This window comes from Spirosoma terrae (assembly GCF_010435915.1).
Taxonomy (GTDB): Bacteria; Bacteroidota; Bacteroidia; order Cytophagales; family Spirosomataceae; genus Spirosoma; species Spirosoma terrae.
The window spans coordinates 261,385-279,298 of record NZ_JAAFZH010000004.1; the positions used below are offsets into that span (position 1 = coordinate 261,385).

Genomic DNA, 17,914 nt, shown 5'->3' on the forward strand with positions numbered 1-17,914 from the left:
ACTAACTTGCACTAAAATCAGGACAAATATGAAAGATTTAATTCAATATGCGATTCCTGGCTTTGTTATTCTCCTGATTACCGAAGTCGTTGTTACGGCTATTCATCAGAAAGATTATTACGATGCCAAAGATACGGCCAGTAGCCTGGCTATGGGCATAGGTAACGTAGTGATAGGTACTGTTGGGAAAATGCTCGTTCTGGGAACATATACGTTAGTATATACCTACCGACTCTTCACGGTCGATATGACGCAGTGGTGGGCGTGGCTGGTTTTATTTTTTGCCGACGATTTTAGCTATTACTGGTTTCATCGAATTAGCCATAGTAGCCGTTATTTCTGGGCCTCGCACGTAGTACATCATTCGTCGATGAAATATAATCTGGGAACGGCGCTCCGGCAAACCTGGACGGGCAACCTCAGTGGCGCTTTTCTCTTCTGGATCTGGTTGCCCTTGATCGGATTTTCGCCAATAGCCGTTATGACGATGCAGTCCATTAGTCTGCTCTATCAATTTTGGATTCATACTGAGCACATTAACAAACTTCCTGCCCCTATCGAATTTTTGTTTAATACGCCATCCCATCATAGGGTACATCATGGTTCCGACCTGGCTTACCTCGATAAAAACCATGCTGGCGTATTGATCATCTGGGATCGGTTATTCGGTACGTTCGAATCGGAAAAACAACGCCCCACATATGGATTAACGAAAAATGTAAACTCACATAATCCACTACGTATTGCTTTTCATGAATGGATCGACATTGGTAGAGACCTCCGACAAGCAAGGTCTGTTCGTCATTTCTTGGGCTATCTTTTTGGGCCACCGGGCTGGAGTCACGACGGTTCCAGGAAGACGACCCGCCAATTGCTGAACGAACAGAAAGGCAATCATACCAAAGCTGTCTCACTCACCCATAACCATTCAATCGATAGCGCAACCTGAGCGACTGTTTTTTCGTTAAGGCACTATGGTAAATTCGTTGCTGCTTGCTTGTTTGATGATACAGCCTTCTGCTGATTCGCTGCCACCAGTGGATTCAGCTAAAAATGTTCGTCCAATTATTAAACAAGCGTTCAACCTCGACTTTAGAAATTCGTTTCTAAAACAACAACCGGTCAATGTTTGGGGAATAAATGCGGGTATCCAGTTTGGGGCAAAGCGCCATGAACTTACGCTTGGCTATTATTGGCTGAGCTACGCTACGTATCTGCGACTGATCGACTGGCGACGAAATGCAGCCCAACGAATTAACCTCGGCTACTACACACGTACCGACCTGTGGTTCATTAGCTTGCTTTACTGGCGAAATATCACCAACAATCAACGCTGGGTTATCAGTGTACCAGTCGAAATTGGTGGTGGAGTAGCGTATGCGCTACCCCATGATCTCCGGCAGGATAACCCCATTGACCGTACCAAACGCGATTTTTTCATTCCCATTCAAGTTGGTACGTATGCCCAGTGGAAAGCCACTCGATGGGTAGGGCTAAGTGCTCAACTTGGCTACCGTTATTCCATCTTCAGAAGTGATATAAAGCAAAACTTCAACGGCACGTATTACAGCGTTGGTGTTACGGTATATCCGGCGCTTTTTATTGACCTCTGGAAAGCCATTACCAAGAAAGCCCGCATCTCCCCTATCCATCCTCCCCAATTCGGCAAAAAGTAGGATTACGAATGAGATCGGCCTTAAAAATCGTCCACACTATATTCGCTGGAAACAACTCGGTTCCAATCGGGGTGCCGTTTCAGATAGGCCGCTACAAAAGGACATAGCGGGACAATTTTCAGGTTGTGGTGCTCTACGTAGTTCAATACTCCTTCTACTAAACGCGTCCCAATTCCTTTTCCGCTCAACTCCGGATCAACCTCCGTATGAACGAGGGCCAGCGTGTCATCATCAATTGCCTGGTAAACAACAAACGATATTTTTCCATCGGTTTCCAGTTCGAACCGATGCTGGTGACGATTATCATGAATAGCTAAGTCTGTAAGATTCATTGACGTGTTGGTTTATTCGTATCAAGATAGACAAGAAAATTTACCTTTCGTAACCATATCCTATTTACTGCCAGATGGCACACCACACATTCTCCATCTGATTTGTATTTATGGATATTACATCGACCAAACGCTATTTTTTTAGCGAGCCCAAACTCCCCTCGTTGTCGCAATTATTGCACTTTGGCATCGCTGTCTACCAGGCCGACAAGTGGCGTGAACTTAGTTCGTATATTCGATGGGAGACCAAGCATCGGCTAGGCTTGTTTCCCCGAAACAACTATATCACTTTTTCTGCCGATAAGCCGTTTAGCATTGATGACTTGTTTGTTAGGGACAACTTATTGTCATCCCGGCTACGTATCAGGCCAGTAAACGAATTGTGGCGTATGGTTCTGTCGGGCACATCGAAACGAGCCTGGGCTACTTCCTTCGCCGATGATGTCGCCCTGCATGTAAGCCACGATGGTGGCCAGTCTTTCAGGGAGTGTTTCCGGTTTAATCAGCCTATTCAATCCCTCTACGTTACTGAAAAACAACATCTCTACGCCTGCTGCTCAGGCATCCTTTTTCGTAGTATTGATTATGGTTACAGTTTCCAGAACGTACTGACACTCACCAGTTCAAATAGCTACTTTCTTTACAACAATGGGTTGACCGAACTACCGGACGAAACGCTGGTTTTGGGCGAATATGGGGTCGTGCGCCAACGTAACAGCTGGCAGAACGTAGCATATATTTATTATTCTACTGATCAGGGCAAAACCTGGGTCAAATCAGATTTTTTGGTTCGCGATGGGGTAAACAAGCACGTGCATTTAGTAAAATATAGCCCGAATCTGAAAGCATTGCTCTTAACCGATGGCGATAATAAAAAACAGGCATGGATTAACCGATCGCTAGCTAAATTAGACCGGGCAGCCGATTGTCAGGGGCAGGGATGGACCCGGTTGAATCGCTCACATTATCAGATGGGTGGTTATCTGTCAATGGCCGAACTCAGCGAAACGACATTCCTGGGATCAGACTATCTGGGAGGTACGAATTTTATGGTATCGACAAAAGATGGACTAAATTTCAGCAGGAAAATTATTCCTGATCCCTACCGGCGGAGCCCCATCATGAATATGGTGACTCGTAAAACAAAAAATGGCCAGGATGAGCTTTGGGCTGTTCTGCATAACAGCATTTCCAGTTTTACCCGTTCCTTGGTAATGGTCTCCACTGATTCAGGAAAAACATGGCGCCGTGTCATCGACTACGATGGTACCCTGCACGAAATCAAGTTAGTCAGCTCATCGACTCATCCCGTAGAGCAGTTATATCTGGCTGTTATTACGAAACAGGAAGACAAATTTACGCAGGCCGTCTTCTGCCTGTCGGATGATTGATTCTTGTTAATACGCTTTGTTTTTCAGCAGAATCTGCGTTTGTTCGCTTCATGAACCGTCTTGATCGCCTAACGGCTATACTCATTCACTTGCAAACAAAGCGGGTTGTACGTGCACAGGAACTTGCGGATCGGTTTGGAATTAGTCTGCGAACGGTTTATCGGGATATTCGATCGCTGGAAGAAGCGGGGGTGCCCATCGGAGCAGAGGCCGGAATCGGTTACTTTCTGACCGATTATCACCTACCTCCTGTCATGTTCACTACTACAGAAGCCAGTTCGCTCTTGTTTGCGGCCAGATTGATTGAGAAATGGACCGACGAATCCACAAAAACGCAGTTTGAGTCGGCCTTATTCAAAATAAAATCAGTACTCAAGCGAACTGACCAAGAGCATCTGGACGACCTGGCCCCAAACGTTGATATTTCAAAGTCATCGGCTATGCCCGGCTATGCCGATGGCCTGCTTACGCTTAGCCAGCAGGCCATCGCGCAACATCATGTATTACACCTGATTTACCATTCATTATACAACGATACTGAAACACAGCGTGAGATTGAGCCCGTTGGCTTGTATCACTATAGCACAACCTGGCATTTGATCGCCTACTGTAGAACCCGGCAGGATTATCGTGATTTTCGGCTGGATCGTATTCGCACACTAACCAATACAGGTCAACAATTCTCCCGGCGCGACCGGCTTACTCTGCAGGAATACCTGGAAAAAGTACACCGAAATATCGATATGCCTCTGGTAAGCGTTACAGTTATCTTTCGGAAAACCGTAGCCCGTTTTGTGCAGGATCAGCGACATTCCTGGGGTTTTGTTGCCGAAGTAGATCTAGGCGATCGCGTTAGAATGCACCTGAACACACCCTATCTGGAAGGGTTTGCCCGCTGGCTCCTTTCCTTTGGTACGTCGGTCACGATTGAACAACCCGACTCATTGCTGACGTTGATGCACCGGCTGGCCGATGAGGTTAGCGAACACTATTCCGCTGCTTTTGCCGAAGAAATCATTAAATAATCATGCCTTGCCTATTGCTGCTGACACACCGTTGTCATGCTGCTGCGATTCCTTTGTGGTGTTACTAAACCAATCACAAAATATACGCAATCAGGCACCCTACTCCCGTTACGTAAGTAACAGGACTTATGTGGGCGCTTGCTACGGGCAATGAACTCAATTATGAAAGCTACGGCAAAACGAATCTACAAAACCTGGAAAGAAGAGCCTTATGATGAACTGGCAGACGCTCCCAAACTAACCCATTCACGCGTTACCAATACGCTCGAAGGAGACATTGAAGGCGAAAGTTGGGAAGAATACTTATTCATGTATCGACGGGAAGACTCCTGTTCCTTTATTCTGATGGAACGTATTATCGGCAAGTTAGGTGGCCTGAACGGAAGTTTTGTCGTCCACGGTTATGGTACGTATGAGGACGATGTAGCGCAGGCTGACCTGACTATTATACCAGGAAGCGGCACCGGGCAATTAATTGGATTACGAGGTAGTGGTCGATTTGTAGCCCCTAAAAATGAATATACCACCGTTACGTTCGACTATCAACTTGATTAAACCTTCTGCAATCTGTAAACAATAAATCCGATGAAATTAAATGCCGGAGTAATAACGCCTAATCTTCAGGAAACCAAACAATTCTATTCCTCCGTACTAGGGTTTGGCGTTACGTTTGAAAACGACTTTTACGTATTGCTTCATACGCCCAATCAGCAGGCCGAACTCAGTTTTCTCCTGCCCAATCACCCATCGCAGCAACCTCTTTTCCAACCTGGATTTACCGGGCAAGGAATCTTTCTGACAATTGAGGTTTCTGACGTAGATGCCGAATACGCTCGCATTCGGGCGCTAGGCGTTCCCATAGCTATTGAGCTACGCGACGAGCCTTGGGGAGATCGGCATTTTGCTATAGTCGATCCCAATGGTATCGGAATCGATATCGTAACCTACGCACCTCCGGCTGACGAGTGAGCCTTTCAAACGTAATGCCCACTAATCTGGTGGGCATTACGTTTGAAAAAGGAACGTACTAAACCGTAAATGAGCCGATTACTTAAACGCCGGAATACCGGTTATATCGGCTCCCAGAATCAGCAGGTGAATATCGTGTGTGCCTTCGTACGTACTGACTGACTCGAGGTTCATCAGATGACGCATGATTGGGTATTCGCCCGAGATCCCCATTGCCCCCAACATTTGTCGTGCTTCGCGAGCTACGGTCAAAGCCACCTCAATGTTGTTCCGTTTGGCGAGCGAAATTTGAGCATTCGTGGCCTTGTCTTCATTTTTGAGCATTCCCAGCCGCCAACACAGTAATTGTGCCTGCGTAACAGCGGTCAGCATTTCGGCTAGTTTTTTCTGAACGAGCTGAAAACTGGCAATTGGCTTATTAAACTGTATTCGCTCCAGCGCGTATCGTCTGGCAACCTCGTAACACTCCATGGCAGCGCCCAGCGCCCCCCAGGCAATTCCATAGCGAGCCTGGTCGAGGCATTTCAAGGCACTTTTCAACCCAAACGCTTCTGGCAGCATATTTTCTTTGGGTACACGAACATCCTGAAAAATCAACTCGCCCGTACAACTGGCCCGCAGCGACCATTTATTTTTAATTTCCTGAGTAGTGAAGCCTTCCATTCCCTGCTCTACCACTAAACAACGAATTTTACCCTGCTCATTTTTTGCCCAGACTAGAGCGATACCGGCAATGGGGCCGTTCGTAATCCAAAGCTTAGACCCATTCAACAAATAGTAATCGCTACGTTCGATGAAGTTTGTTTCCATACCACCCGGATCTGAGCCATGATTGGCTTCCGTTAAGCCGAAGCAGCCTAACAGCTCACCCTTTGCCAGACGAGGAAGGTATTTCCTCTTTTGCTCCTCTGAACCGAATGAGTAGAGAGGATACATAACCAGCGAGTTCTGGACCGATACGCACGAACGCATACCGGAGTCTCCGCGCTCAATCTCCTGCAACATCAGACCATACGAAATCTGATCTAACCCTCCTCCTCCCAACTCGGTCGGGATAGTGGCCCCAAAGGCTCCGATCTTACCGAACTTGGGTACAAGCTGCGCCGGAAATTCGGCCCGTTGCGCATAATCTTCAATAATGGGCGTGATTTCGCGCTTTACAAAATCGCGCACAGCCGAACGTACCAGTTTATGTTCGGCCATCAGTAAATCGTCAAGGCAATAAAAATCCGGAGATTCAAATGAATCTACCTTATTGCGGGGTGAGGTCATGGCTACAGATTGCATACTGGCAAAACTCTAAAAGTTGCGGCTTGTTGGCAAAAAGATGTTTTTTTACCAATTTACTGAAAAAGAGCCAACTGCAACAAGGTTATCAATACTTTACAATAGGTAAGTTACTTAGATACTAATAACCGAATATGACCTCCTCTAAAAATCGAATCATTCAACTCAATTCTTCTGTTTTCAGATTTCTCCTGGCAGTATGTTTTGTTTTGAAGACTACTACTGACGCTTACAGCCAGAATCCTCCAGAAACAGAAATTTTCCTCGTTGAACTCGACCTTCCCAACCGATCGGTCAGCGTTCCAACCAATATTACGCAGCACAAGGGTTATGATAATCAGCCTTCGTTTACACCCGATGGCAAGGCATTGTTATATACATCCATGCGAGAAAATAATCAAACCGACATTTACCGTTATGACCTAAAAACGCAGCAAACAACGCAACTGACTAGCACTGCAGAAAGTGAATACTCGCCAATCATAACTCCCACAGGCAATTACTTCTCGGTTATTCGCGTCGAGAAAGACCAGACACAACGGTTATGGAAATTTCCGGTATCGGGACCCGCAGAGCCTGAGCTAATGCTAAAAAATGTAAAACCCGTTGGCTATCACTGCTGGCTCAATCAGGACTGGTTGGCTCTTTTCATACTGGGAAAGCCCAATACGCTTCAGTTAGCTCAGGTTAGCACTGGTGATACAATACGTATCGAGGGTAATATAGGTCGTTCCCTTCAAAAAGTACCGGGTAGGGAAGCGGTCAGTTTCGTTTATAAAGAATCCCCAAATAACTGGCAAATAAGGCAATTGAATTGGAAAGGACGTCAGATTTCACCTCTTGTCAAAACGTTGGAAGGAAGCGAAGATTTTGTATGGACTAGCGATGGTACGTTACTGATGTGTCAGGGATCGGCGCTATACTTTTACAAGCCCAACGTTACGTCCTCCTGGATGCAGCTTGCCGATTTTAGCTCATCCGGCATCAAGCAATTAACCCGACTCGCTATCGATCCAAAAGGAAAAACGCTGGCGCTGGTGAGCCAGTAGCCGGATTACTCTGCCAATATACGTAGCGCGATGTTGCTACGTACATTGCTCTCGATATGCACACGTAGTATATATAAAACCAGCCCGTTCAGACAAGCAAAAACTGCTCAATTGAACGGGCTGGTTTATTTTTTGGAGAATTGATGAGTGAACAAGTTTGTAAAGATGATAGCCGACTTTACAGATTATTTCACAGACCAATAAAAGCAGGAAACCGCCCCCAAGCGGGAACGGCTCCATGAGTACAACAAAACCACAGTAAAGCTGCTGGGCTTCAAGGCCAGACAGGATGCCTGTGGCTCTGCTGTCGTATCTTATGCTTCGATCAGGAATTCGTCGTGCTGACTTACGTCCAGACCACTCTTCTCATCTTCTTCAGATACACGAAGCGGTAAGATCAGATCCGTAACTTTCAGCATTAGGAAAGACATTCCGAAAGCAAATAATGAAACAATAACCAAAGCAATAACATGGTTGATAAACAACGTGGTTTGACCAAACGCCAGTCCTTCGTCAACAACACCAGCGTTTACGCCTTTGCTAGCGAAAATACCGGTCATCAGCATACCAACCATACCGCCTACACCGTGGCAAGGGAATACGTCCAGTGTATCGTCCAGCGTCGATTTAGAGCGTAAGTGCGCTACGTAGTTCGATACAATGGCAGCGATCGTTCCAACAAAGATCGACGAAGGAACCGTTACGAAACCAGCAGCAGGCGTAATAGCCACCAAACCAACTACAGCACCGATGCTGAAGCCCAAAGCGGATACTTTTTTACCTTTTGCCGCATCGAACAATACCCAGGCAAGACCAGCAGCAGCAGCAGCCGTATTGGTAGTAGCGAAAGCAGAAGCAGCTAATGGAGAAGCACCTACCGCTGAACCAGCGTTGAAGCCAAACCAGCCGAACCAAAGTAAACCTGTACCCAATAAAACAAATGGAATGTTAGCTGGTGGAAAGAAACTTGCTTCGAGGTGCGACTTACGACGCTTCAGATATAAAGCACCCGCCAGAGCTGCCCAACCAGCCGACATGTGAACAACCGTACCACCCGCAAAATCAAGGACACCTAATTTGAAGAGGAAACCTTCTGGATGCCAGGTCATGTGAGCCAGCGGAGCATAAACGAACAGGCTAAACAGCACCATAAACAACACGTAAGAACGGAAGTTAATACGTTCGGCCATCGAACCCGTTACCAGAGCTGGCGTAATTACCGCAAACTTCAGCTGGAAGAAAGCAAACACCACTAAAGGAATCGTAGAAGCCAGCGGCCATGGCTTGCCATCCAATACACCTTTAAACATGAAGTGATCCATTGGATTACCAATAAAACCGCCGATAGACGTACCGAAGGCCAGACTGAAACCTATCACAACCCACAACACACTGATCACACCCATGGCGATGAAGCTCTGAAGCATGGTCGAAATAACGTTTTTGTTATTGACCATACCGCCATAGAAATAGGCTAGACCAGGAGTCATTAACAAGACAAGAGCGGCAGCAACCAACATCCAGGCGGTATCGCCTGCGCTAATACCTTCCGTTACGATTTGTGTCGGAACGCCATTGAAACCAGGTAATATGCCTAGCACGGCAATGGCCAACAGCACGACCAGAGGAACATAATTGGGCTTTTGCATAATAATAATTGAGGGGGTTTTTGTTGTACTGATTAAAAAATCTGGTTAAGAAAACGAGTTACAGAGGTTAGAACTTGAAGATCGCTGCCATGCCAAGCGTTGCCTGAGACTTCGAGAGGGAGCCATCGTTTTTCTCGAATTTATCGGCAGAATAGCTATCAAGACGGAATTCTGGCTTCAGCAATACATGGCCATCAGCCGCTGTGATATTACCCGTTACGGTAATTGAATTTACACTGGCACCATTCCCGGCGGCATCTGTAAGCGCCCGAACGCCATTCTTATTATCGAATGTTTCGTAACGTAGACCAAGACCGAATTTGTCAGTGAATGAGTAGTTGGTGTAAACAGCCACACCACCCCAGCTTTTCGACTCAGTAGGACCACCACCGCCCTGGAAATCACCTTTCTGCATACCAGTGGCAGCATTCAGACCCAGGAAGAACTTCGATGTGATCTGATACGTAGTAGCTAAGTCAAAAACAGTATAGCTAGCCTTGTCTGCACTAACAGCTACGGTATTATTTGGATTTAATACGTCAGCTGAGGCTTCGTTTGAGTGGATCGCATTCAGATAAACGTTCCAGCCCGAAACCGGCGAAAAGAAGAATTGACCGATTAAGCCTTTCTTTTTATTGTTATCAACCAGATTATCGACGTTGTTAACAACACCAAGCATTAAATAAGCGCGATCACTGAAGGTGTATTGCCCTTTTAAACCGATATGATAGAAGGGACCGTTATTGAAGAGGTTAGACAGCGAGTAGTTGAAGTTAACCGGCGCATCGATCACTTCGTAGCCGATATGCGTACCAAATTGACCAGCAGTGAAGGATAGTTTGCTGGTAGGTTTAAAAACAATATACGCCTGTTTGATGGCCAACGCTGTTGAACCAGGCGTACCGAGCAGACCAATGTTATTACCGTAGTTACCCAGATCGGCAAAGGTTCCGAACGTCAGGTCCATCACTGCGTCTACCTTATCTGCTGTATACATTGCTTTAGCCTGAATCAGACCGATACCAAATTGGCCAGCCTTCTGATCGAAAGCACGGGCATTGCCTGCGTTTGATCCATTCAACCCAAGGTTAGATTGACTTTTTGGGTTATTGAAGTTAGCGAGGTAGTAGGTATCCATGTACCCGGAAAACGTAAATTTTCCAGACGTAGCAGTAGAATCCTGGGCATACGCCCCAAATCCGGCAAACAAAGAACTAATAAGTAAAAAGACTTTTTTCATGCTTTTTATTTGGTGAGCTAATTGATCAGATTGTAGTTTAACCGGGAGCAAATTTTATCATATAATTTATTTAACACAATAGATACACATCAATTTCATGGCATTTTTCTTATAATTATCTAATTTTATTTAAAATGTTCTACTAATTACACTTAAAATACTCTGTTTTATGATTTTTTGTTGAACTTTAATATATTCTGCTTAAGTCTGTTTATACCAAATATTATTTTTTTGAAATTTTTTAAAATATCTCTTTTTAAAATGGCGGTAAACAAAAAATGCCCAGCTGATTCATCAGCTGGGCATTTTTGGATTAAAACTAGATCGGTCTGTTACGCTTCAGCGTGCAGCCACGCTTTCTTCGCTAACAATGTTTCCTCATCCTCTTCATTCTCAGGATCGGGAATACAACAATCAACCGGACAAACAGCTGCGCATTGCGGCTCTTCATGGAACCCAACGCACTCCGTACATTTATCGGTGACAATGTAATAAAACTCGTTAGAAACTGGTGCCTGGGGTGCCTTACCACTAACCACCGTACCATCTCCGAAATCTACTTCAGTCAGTTCGGTTCCACCACCCCAAGTCCACTCGACACCACCTTCGTAGATCGCTGTGTTGGGGCATTCGGGTTCGCAGGCACCACAGTTGATGCACTCGTCGGTGATCATGATTGCCATGAGCAGTACAAATTTATAGACTATATAACTTTTATCTTCTGTAATAGAACAACAAATATAACTATTTAAAGGTTTGAGGCAAACTAAAACCTTATTATATTAGTTGATGGTGTATTCCATTTGTTTATATAGTTCATGCTTCAATCAGAACGCCTGCAAACGTTCGTGGCTTTAGGCGATTTTATACGATCCGCTGAGGCCCAGCCCGAATTAATTGAAATTGCTCACCGGGCTTATCACAAAAATAACTGGTTCACTCCCGAAAATACGTTAAAAGCCTTACAGGCAATAGCTAACGAGTTTTTAACGCACGACAATCTGTTGGAATGGGTGAACTCGTATCCGGCCGATCCGCAGATGCCACGTTCAGTTGGCGTTGTTATGGCTGGAAACATACCGGCGGTGGGTTTTCATGACTTATTAAGTGTACTGATCAGCGGCCATAAACTACTAGCCAAATTAAGTACTCAAGATTTTGTACTTATCCACTATTTAATACAAAAAATAAAAGAGATCAATCCCAATTTCGCTACGTTGATCGAAGAGGCTGATCGTTTGAATCAGGCCGATGCCTATATCGCCACCGGTAGCAACAATACAGCCCGTTACTTCGATTATTATTTTTCGAAAAAGCCGAATATCATTCGAAAAAACCGAACCTCCGTTGGATTATTGATGGGCGAAGAAAATGAGGAAGAATTTCTGAAACTTGGTCACGACATCTCGGATTACTACGGTTTAGGATGCCGTAACGTATCGACTCTGCTCGTCCCCGATGATTATGACTTTACACCACTCCTAAGAGCACTTGAACCTCAGGCCACTACCTACCTGAATAACCATAAATATCAGAACAATTACGATTACAATAAGTCGGTCTATCTGATCAATGCTGTTCCCCATCTCGATAATGGCTATTTATTATTGACGCCAAACGACGGGCTTGTTTCCCCTATTTCTGTGGTTTACTATCAAACCTATGCGTCGCTTGATGAAGCACGAAACTGGCTGGTTGAACGTGCCGATCGAATTCAGGTTGTAGCTTCTGCTCAAGGCTGGTATCCCAACAGCGTAGCATTCGGGGAAACGCAAAAGCCCGGACTCAGCGATTATGCTGACGGGGTCGACACAATGGCTTTCTTGTCAACGCTTTAACTTCAGAAACCTCCATACTGGCAACGAAATACTACGTACCAGTATGGTCGGTGCTCGAAACGTGCCTATTTTAGCAACGTCCTTCGAAACAGTAGTTAAAAAATCATTATCCGACGTGCGATTCTTTTTTACAGTTGCTCTCCTTGTCAACACGAGTGTCACCATTGCCCAATCTAAACCCGATGCTAAAATGGACTGGTTTGCGAATGCCAAACTGGGCATTTTCATCCATTGGGGTATCTATTCAGTGAATGGTATCGATGAGTCGTGGTCATTTCACAATAATTATCTGCCCTATGCCAACTACATGAAACAGTTGGATGGTTTTACTGCCGATCGGTATGATCCGGCGCGATGGGGTGAACTTATCAAGCAGAGCGGAGCACGTTACGCTGTATTGACGACTAAGCATCACGATGGAGTAGCCTTGTGGCCAACTAAACTGAGTACACTAAATACGGTAGAGAAAACCCCCGCCCGGCGAGATCTGGCTACTCCCCTTGTGGAGTCACTACGTAAGCAAAATCTTAAAGTTGGCCTTTATTACTCGCTCCTCGATTGGTCGGACGATCGCTACGACGGCTTTACAAAAAGCGAAAAGCGCTACGATATTACGAAAGAACCTGCCCGCTGGAACCGTTTTGTACAGTTTTATCAGGGTCAGTTACGCGAATTAACCACCGCATATCGACCCGATTTGTGGTGGTTCGATGGCGACTGGGAACATAAAGCGGAGGAGTGGAAAGCGGCAGAAACCCGTAAACTCTTACTAGACAGCAATCCTGGTGTGATTCTCAATTCCCGGCTAATGGGGCATGGCGATTACAGCACTCCCGAGCAGGATCTTCCTCTGGAGCGTCCCAAGGACAAATACTGGGAGTTGTGTATGACAATGAATGAAAGCTGGGGCTATCAACCCAGTGATAAGAACTACAAAACCTCTAGTGAAGTCATTCAAATTTTTGCCGAATGTATCAGCAAGGGAGGCAATATGTTGCTTGGCATTGGTCCCAAAGCGGACGGTACTATTCCCGATGAACAAACAAACGTCCTGAAAGACTTAGGCCGTTGGACCAATAAGCATTCGGAAGCGATATACGGCACCCGAGAAGGACTACCCAACGGCTACTTTTACGGACCTTCTACGTTATCGACAGACAGTACCATTGTCTATCTTTTTTTACCTTACAAACCGAGTGGGTCGGTCATGTTAAAGGGGGTAAAAAATTGCATTAACCGGGTTTGGGTGGTTGGTAATGGAACAAAGCCAGCTTTTCATGTGCGGATGCGTCCCTATTGGAGCCAAAACGCCGGATTGCTATTCATCGATGTACCCGCACAGGCACTTGACGAGCAAATGACCGTGCTGGCCGTACTGCTCGATGGTAAGCTCAAGCTTTAGCAATAAATACCCCATGCGAATCAACTAAAGAGGGAGACGTAGTCAAACACGTCTCCCTCTTTAGTTGATTGCAAAAGCCTAATATCGCCAGCTTTTCAGATCGGCATTGGCCGGATGATTAGCCTCGATACGTTTCAGTATTTTGTCGATGTACATCGTATTATACCGTAATCGGCTGATGTAGTTAGGCTGCGTAGGATCGCCATTCCAGCAATGTTCAGCGCGATCGCCATAGGCTACTTCGCTGCTGGCCGTCGGATTTTTCACGCTCTTTAGAAAATCGTCCATCAAATAGACAGCGTTGTTCAGGTAATAGTTATCCATGTCGCCACAATAGATGTGAATCTTACCGGTCACTTTGGGTCCGAGCGTTTTCCAGTCTCGTCGCAAAATATGCAGCAGATCGTAGCGCTCACGCCAATGGGTTGCTACGTTGGTGTCAATCTCGCCCGTTACTTTATTCCAGATCCGTTTCGGGTACCCATCTGCCCCTACGGGCGAATAAACCGCTTCCCAAATATCGAACTGGTCGCCCGAACGGGAATGGGTTCCTAATACCAGCTCTCGATGGTTCGTCTCTTCTACGGTACATTTGACCTGGCCCAGATAATTCCGTTGGCCCGGACGTGGTGTTCGCCGAAAAGGGCCCTCGGCATAATAGGCATTTTTATCTTTATAAAGGTTAAACACGGTATACGCGTCAAAGGCTATCGGATCAGGGCAGGCTGCAAAACAGCCATTAAACTCTTCTGGATAAAACACTTGAGCTGCCAGCGCTTCCCAACCACCTGTCGATCCTCCATACGTAAATCGAGCCCAGCCCTGTCCTATCCCCCTAAAACGTTTTTCGATTTCGGGCAATAGCTCATACATAATAGCATCACCGTAAGGTCCCAGATTCTCAGAGTTCACGGCATACGAATCGTCATAATATGGATTAGCATGCTGAATCTCGACAATCAGCATACGCGGAAAATCTTTACTTGTCCATTTTTTATAGAAATCGTATGCTTCCTGAGCCACAATTTTTTTGTAGCCATGAATATGAAATCGCTCAACATAGTCGGTCGTGTCCATATTGGCGGGCGGTGGTGTTTCGCTGAAACCGTCAAAATCAGCCGGAAAATGGCCGTGATTAATGCAGATTGGATAACGGGCTTCTGGATGTTCATCAAAGCCAGCCGGAATTAGCACATGCGCTCCCAGATACATGGGCCGCCCCCAGAACTCGGTCAATCGCTTACTCTGAATTTTGATATGTTTAATAAACCTGGTGTCTTTGGGCTCGGGAATAGCCGGATTTACCTGATCCAGACTCACGGCAACGGTTTGTTTGGCTCCCGCCTTTATCGTGATTTTCTGCGGTTTACTATACAGATTTCCGGGTGCTGTCCGCCAGTTCTGTCCCTCTCCCCTGTCCATTGGCAGTTTTACCGTATGCCCATCGCTACGTTTGAAGGTTTCGTATTTGTGTAAAACGGCCTGCACGTAGTATTCTCCTGGTACTACGTCTTTCGTGCTACGTTTAGGATAACCGAACGTTGTGCCATCAATGATGGCTCCCTGACCGGGCTGAAGTCCATCGACATCGACACCAAAAATCTGCGCGGTTTCAACGGCATCGCTTACTTGCTGTCTTGGTTCGGGTGAATTGGTTTTGGCTATTATCAGCAATACGCGCCCATCGAGTGGCTGCTGAGACTGAGCTCTCGGGAAAGAAACCGAGAATGTTGTTTGAGCGTTGGCAACTAGCGTAAGCTGCACCAGCAGAAAGAGTATACCGTATTTCATGCAAGCGGTCAGGTTGATGATTGATGCGTGAAATCTACTCATTAAGCGGGTAAATTCAAGCGATCAATTAGCTGATCTGTACGCATTTGCTGATCCATTAAACGTATTAACTGATACGTCCCCAGTTACTTTCGGTTTGTTTCATACCATCGATATGATTACGAATCGGTGCATGTTGAGGTAAAACCAGTTCGGGGTCTTCGGATAAAATAGCCTGCGCCGATTCGCGGGCCGCCGTCAGAATGGCTCCATCTTTAGCCAGATCGGCAATCATCAGATCCATAACCCCACTTTGCTGAGTACCCGTTAAATCGCCAGGCCCACGCAACTGAAGGTCTACGTCTGCAATTTCGAAGCCATTGTTGGTACGTACCATCGTTTCGAGCCGGGTTCGCGTGTCGCTACTCAGCTTATAGCCTGTCATCATGATACAGTACGATTGCTCTGCCCCCCGGCCTACGCGACCACGCAACTGATGCAACTGCGACAGTCCGAATCGTTCGGCACTTTCGATGACCATCACACTGGCATTCGGTACGTTAACCCCTACTTCAATGACAGTTGTTGCTACCAGAATCTGTGTTTCGTGCCTGATAAACCGCTGCATTTCATCATCTTTCTCGTAGGGAAGCATTTTCCCGTGCAGAATTCCGATTTCGTATTTCGGTCTTGGAAAGGCTCGCTGCATGCTCTCATAGCCATCCATCAGATCTTTATAGTCCAGCTTTTCTGACTCTTCAATCAGCGGATACACTACGTACACCTGCCGCCCAAGCTCGATCTGCTGACGCATAAACCCAAACACCTCCGACCGGTGCTTATCGTATTTGTGCACTGTTTTAATCGGTTTCCGGCCTTTGGGCAACTCGTCAATAACCGATACGTCAAGATTACCGTACAAAGTCATGGCAAGCGTCCGGGGAATGGGGGTAGCTGTCATGACGAGTATATGTGGCGGAACAGTCTCGTTTTTGCGCCAAAGCTTAGCCCGCTGTGCAACCCCAAATCGATGCTGTTCGTCGATGATGCAAAGTCCCAGGTTTTTGTACTGAACAGCATCTTCGAGCAACGCATGCGTTCCAACCAGAATATGCATCTTACCCGACTGCAATTCCTCGTGCAATACCGTCCGACGCTTCTTGTTGGTGGAGCCAGTCAGAATGCCCATATTCAGACCCATGGCTTCGGCAAAGGTTTTCAGTCCGTTGTAATGCTGATCGGCCAGAATCTCAGTCGGAGCCATGATACAGGCCTGAGCGCCATTACCAATCGCCAGCAAACAAGCAATAAAAGCCACAATGGTTTTACCGCTCCCTACGTCTCCCTGCAGAAGCCGGTTCATTTGCTTGCCGGTCAGAAAATCACTGAAGATTTCCTTGATTACCCGTTGCTGAGCACCCGTCAGTTCGAAAGGCAGTAGCTCATTATAGAAATGCTTGACCAGCGACGTATCGCGAAAAATCTGACCGGGAAATTCTTCTTTCTGAATAAGTTTGTTTTTAATCAGCCGTAACTGATTATAGAATAATTCTTCAAACTTTAGCCGACGCTGCGCCTGCTTAAGCCAACCCTGGTTCTGGGGTAGGTGGATATTCCACATCGCGTCCCGTTTGCTCGCCAGACGGTATTTCTGAATCAGCTCATCGGGTAATGTTTCGCGAATATGGGGCCACGATTGCTCCAGCAGGATACGCATTGCTTTGCCAATGGCTTTACTATCCAGATGGCGTTTACGCAGCTTTTCGGTAAGGTTATAAACGGGGAAAAAGCCTAATTCATGGTCGGCAGCGGTGTTAACATTGTCCATTTCGGGATGCACGATACTAAACTGCCCATTGAATGACTGCGGCTTACCGTAAACAATGTATTCGCCATCGCGACGTAACGTTTTTTCGATATACGTAATCCCCTGAAACCAGACAAGGGTCAGCGTACCAGTGCCATCCGTAAACGTACCGACCAGTCGTTTTTTAGGTCCTTCTCCCTCCAGATACCAATCGCGCAAGCGTCCGCGTACCTGCGCCGACGGCATGGAATCCATTAGCTCGCTAATAGTGTAATAGCGGCTTCGGTCATCGTAACGGAAAGGATAATACTGAATCAGGTCGCCATAGGTAAACAGATTCAACTCTTTATTGAGTAACTCTGTCCGCTGCGGTCCCAGTCCTTTCAGATAAAGAAGGGATGTATCAAAAAATGTAGTTCGTTCGGTCATAGCAGACCCAGCCTGGATTGACCAAAATTAAGCATTTCTGCCGAAATAGA

At 46.2% G+C, this 17,914-nt stretch carries 16 protein-coding genes; 9 read left to right on the forward strand and 7 right to left on the reverse strand.

Features of this window, described 5'->3' with window-relative positions:
- Positions 1-28: 28 nt before the first annotated feature.
- Both GK108_RS11515 and GK108_RS11520 read left to right on the forward strand, forming a co-directional pair.
- Positions 29-949 carry a sterol desaturase family protein gene (locus GK108_RS11515; protein WP_163947656.1) on the forward strand — a complete coding sequence of 307 codons (921 nt, stop codon included), beginning with the start codon at positions 29-31 and terminating at the stop codon, positions 947-949.
- 55 nt (positions 950-1,004) lie between these two features.
- The gene (locus GK108_RS11520; RefSeq protein ID WP_246224832.1) at positions 1,005-1,676 is read left to right on the forward strand and encodes a hypothetical protein; all 672 of its coding nucleotides are present in this window, start codon (positions 1,005-1,007) and stop codon (positions 1,674-1,676) included.
- 20 nt (positions 1,677-1,696) lie between these two features.
- On the opposite strand, the gene GK108_RS11525 is transcribed toward GK108_RS11520, so the two are convergent.
- The gene (locus tag GK108_RS11525) at positions 1,697-2,008 is read right to left on the reverse strand and encodes a GNAT family N-acetyltransferase (protein ID WP_163947662.1); all 312 of its coding nucleotides are present in this window, start codon (positions 2,006-2,008) and stop codon (positions 1,697-1,699) included.
- Between the two features lie 110 nt (positions 2,009-2,118).
- Here GK108_RS11525 and GK108_RS11530 point away from each other — a divergent pair, with 110 nt between their 5' ends.
- The 4 genes from GK108_RS11530 to GK108_RS11545 all read left to right on the forward strand — a co-directional run bounded on the left by GK108_RS11530 (position 2,119) and on the right by GK108_RS11545 (position 5,393).
- Complete coding sequence (locus GK108_RS11530) at positions 2,119-3,399, forward strand: WD40/YVTN/BNR-like repeat-containing protein (protein WP_163947666.1); 1,281 nt, start codon at positions 2,119-2,121, stop codon at positions 3,397-3,399.
- Positions 3,400-3,449: 50 nt separating this feature from the next.
- Positions 3,450-4,424: a helix-turn-helix transcriptional regulator gene (locus GK108_RS11535; RefSeq protein ID WP_163947669.1), complete on the forward strand. Its 975-nt coding sequence runs from the start codon at positions 3,450-3,452 to the stop codon at positions 4,422-4,424.
- Positions 4,425-4,586: 162 nt separating this feature from the next.
- Entirely contained in the window at positions 4,587-4,979 is a 393-nt protein-coding gene (locus GK108_RS11540; protein ID WP_163947672.1) for a DUF3224 domain-containing protein, read from the forward strand.
- A gap of 30 nt (positions 4,980-5,009) precedes the next feature.
- Positions 5,010-5,393, forward strand: a complete 384-nt coding sequence (locus GK108_RS11545; protein WP_163947675.1) for a VOC family protein — start codon at positions 5,010-5,012, stop codon at positions 5,391-5,393.
- A gap of 78 nt (positions 5,394-5,471) precedes the next feature.
- Here the strand turns inward: GK108_RS11545 and GK108_RS11550 are convergent, their stop codons facing one another.
- The gene (locus GK108_RS11550; RefSeq protein ID WP_163947678.1) at positions 5,472-6,680 is read right to left on the reverse strand and encodes an acyl-CoA dehydrogenase family protein; all 1,209 of its coding nucleotides are present in this window, start codon (positions 6,678-6,680) and stop codon (positions 5,472-5,474) included.
- A 209-nt stretch (positions 6,681-6,889) separates the two neighbouring features.
- Between GK108_RS11550 and GK108_RS11555 the strand changes: the two genes are divergently transcribed.
- Positions 6,890-7,729, forward strand: coding sequence for a TolB family protein (locus GK108_RS11555; protein WP_246224841.1), 840 nt, complete (start codon positions 6,890-6,892; stop codon positions 7,727-7,729).
- Between the two features lie 314 nt (positions 7,730-8,043).
- Here the strand turns inward: GK108_RS11555 and GK108_RS11560 are convergent, their stop codons facing one another.
- From GK108_RS11560 to GK108_RS11570, 3 genes are all read right to left on the reverse strand, one after another.
- Positions 8,044-9,378 carry an ammonium transporter gene (locus GK108_RS11560; protein WP_163947685.1) on the reverse strand — a complete coding sequence of 445 codons (1,335 nt, stop codon included), beginning with the start codon at positions 9,376-9,378 and terminating at the stop codon, positions 8,044-8,046.
- Positions 9,379-9,445: 67 nt separating this feature from the next.
- On the reverse strand, positions 9,446-10,618 hold the full coding sequence (locus tag GK108_RS11565) for an outer membrane beta-barrel protein (protein WP_163947688.1): 1,173 nt from the start codon (positions 10,616-10,618) through the stop codon (positions 9,446-9,448).
- Between the two features lie 332 nt (positions 10,619-10,950).
- Positions 10,951-11,301, reverse strand: a complete 351-nt coding sequence (locus tag GK108_RS11570; protein WP_163947690.1) for a 4Fe-4S binding protein — start codon at positions 11,299-11,301, stop codon at positions 10,951-10,953.
- A gap of 135 nt (positions 11,302-11,436) precedes the next feature.
- Here GK108_RS11570 and GK108_RS11575 point away from each other — a divergent pair, with 135 nt between their 5' ends.
- Positions 11,437-12,456, forward strand: coding sequence for an aldehyde dehydrogenase family protein (locus tag GK108_RS11575; protein ID WP_163947693.1), 1,020 nt, complete (start codon positions 11,437-11,439; stop codon positions 12,454-12,456).
- A gap of 115 nt (positions 12,457-12,571) precedes the next feature.
- Positions 12,572-13,858 (forward strand): alpha-L-fucosidase, encoded by a 1,287-nt coding sequence (locus GK108_RS11580; protein ID WP_212592781.1) that lies wholly within the window; start codon positions 12,572-12,574, stop codon positions 13,856-13,858.
- Between the two features lie 78 nt (positions 13,859-13,936).
- Here GK108_RS11580 and GK108_RS11585 read toward each other — a convergent pair whose 3' ends face one another.
- Entirely contained in the window at positions 13,937-15,649 is a 1,713-nt protein-coding gene (locus GK108_RS11585; RefSeq protein ID WP_163947699.1) for a hypothetical protein, read from the reverse strand.
- Between the two features lie 106 nt (positions 15,650-15,755).
- On the reverse strand, positions 15,756-17,864 hold the full coding sequence (gene recG / locus GK108_RS11590) for an ATP-dependent DNA helicase RecG (RefSeq protein ID WP_163947702.1): 2,109 nt from the start codon (positions 17,862-17,864) through the stop codon (positions 15,756-15,758).
- Positions 17,865-17,914 lie beyond the last annotated feature (50 nt).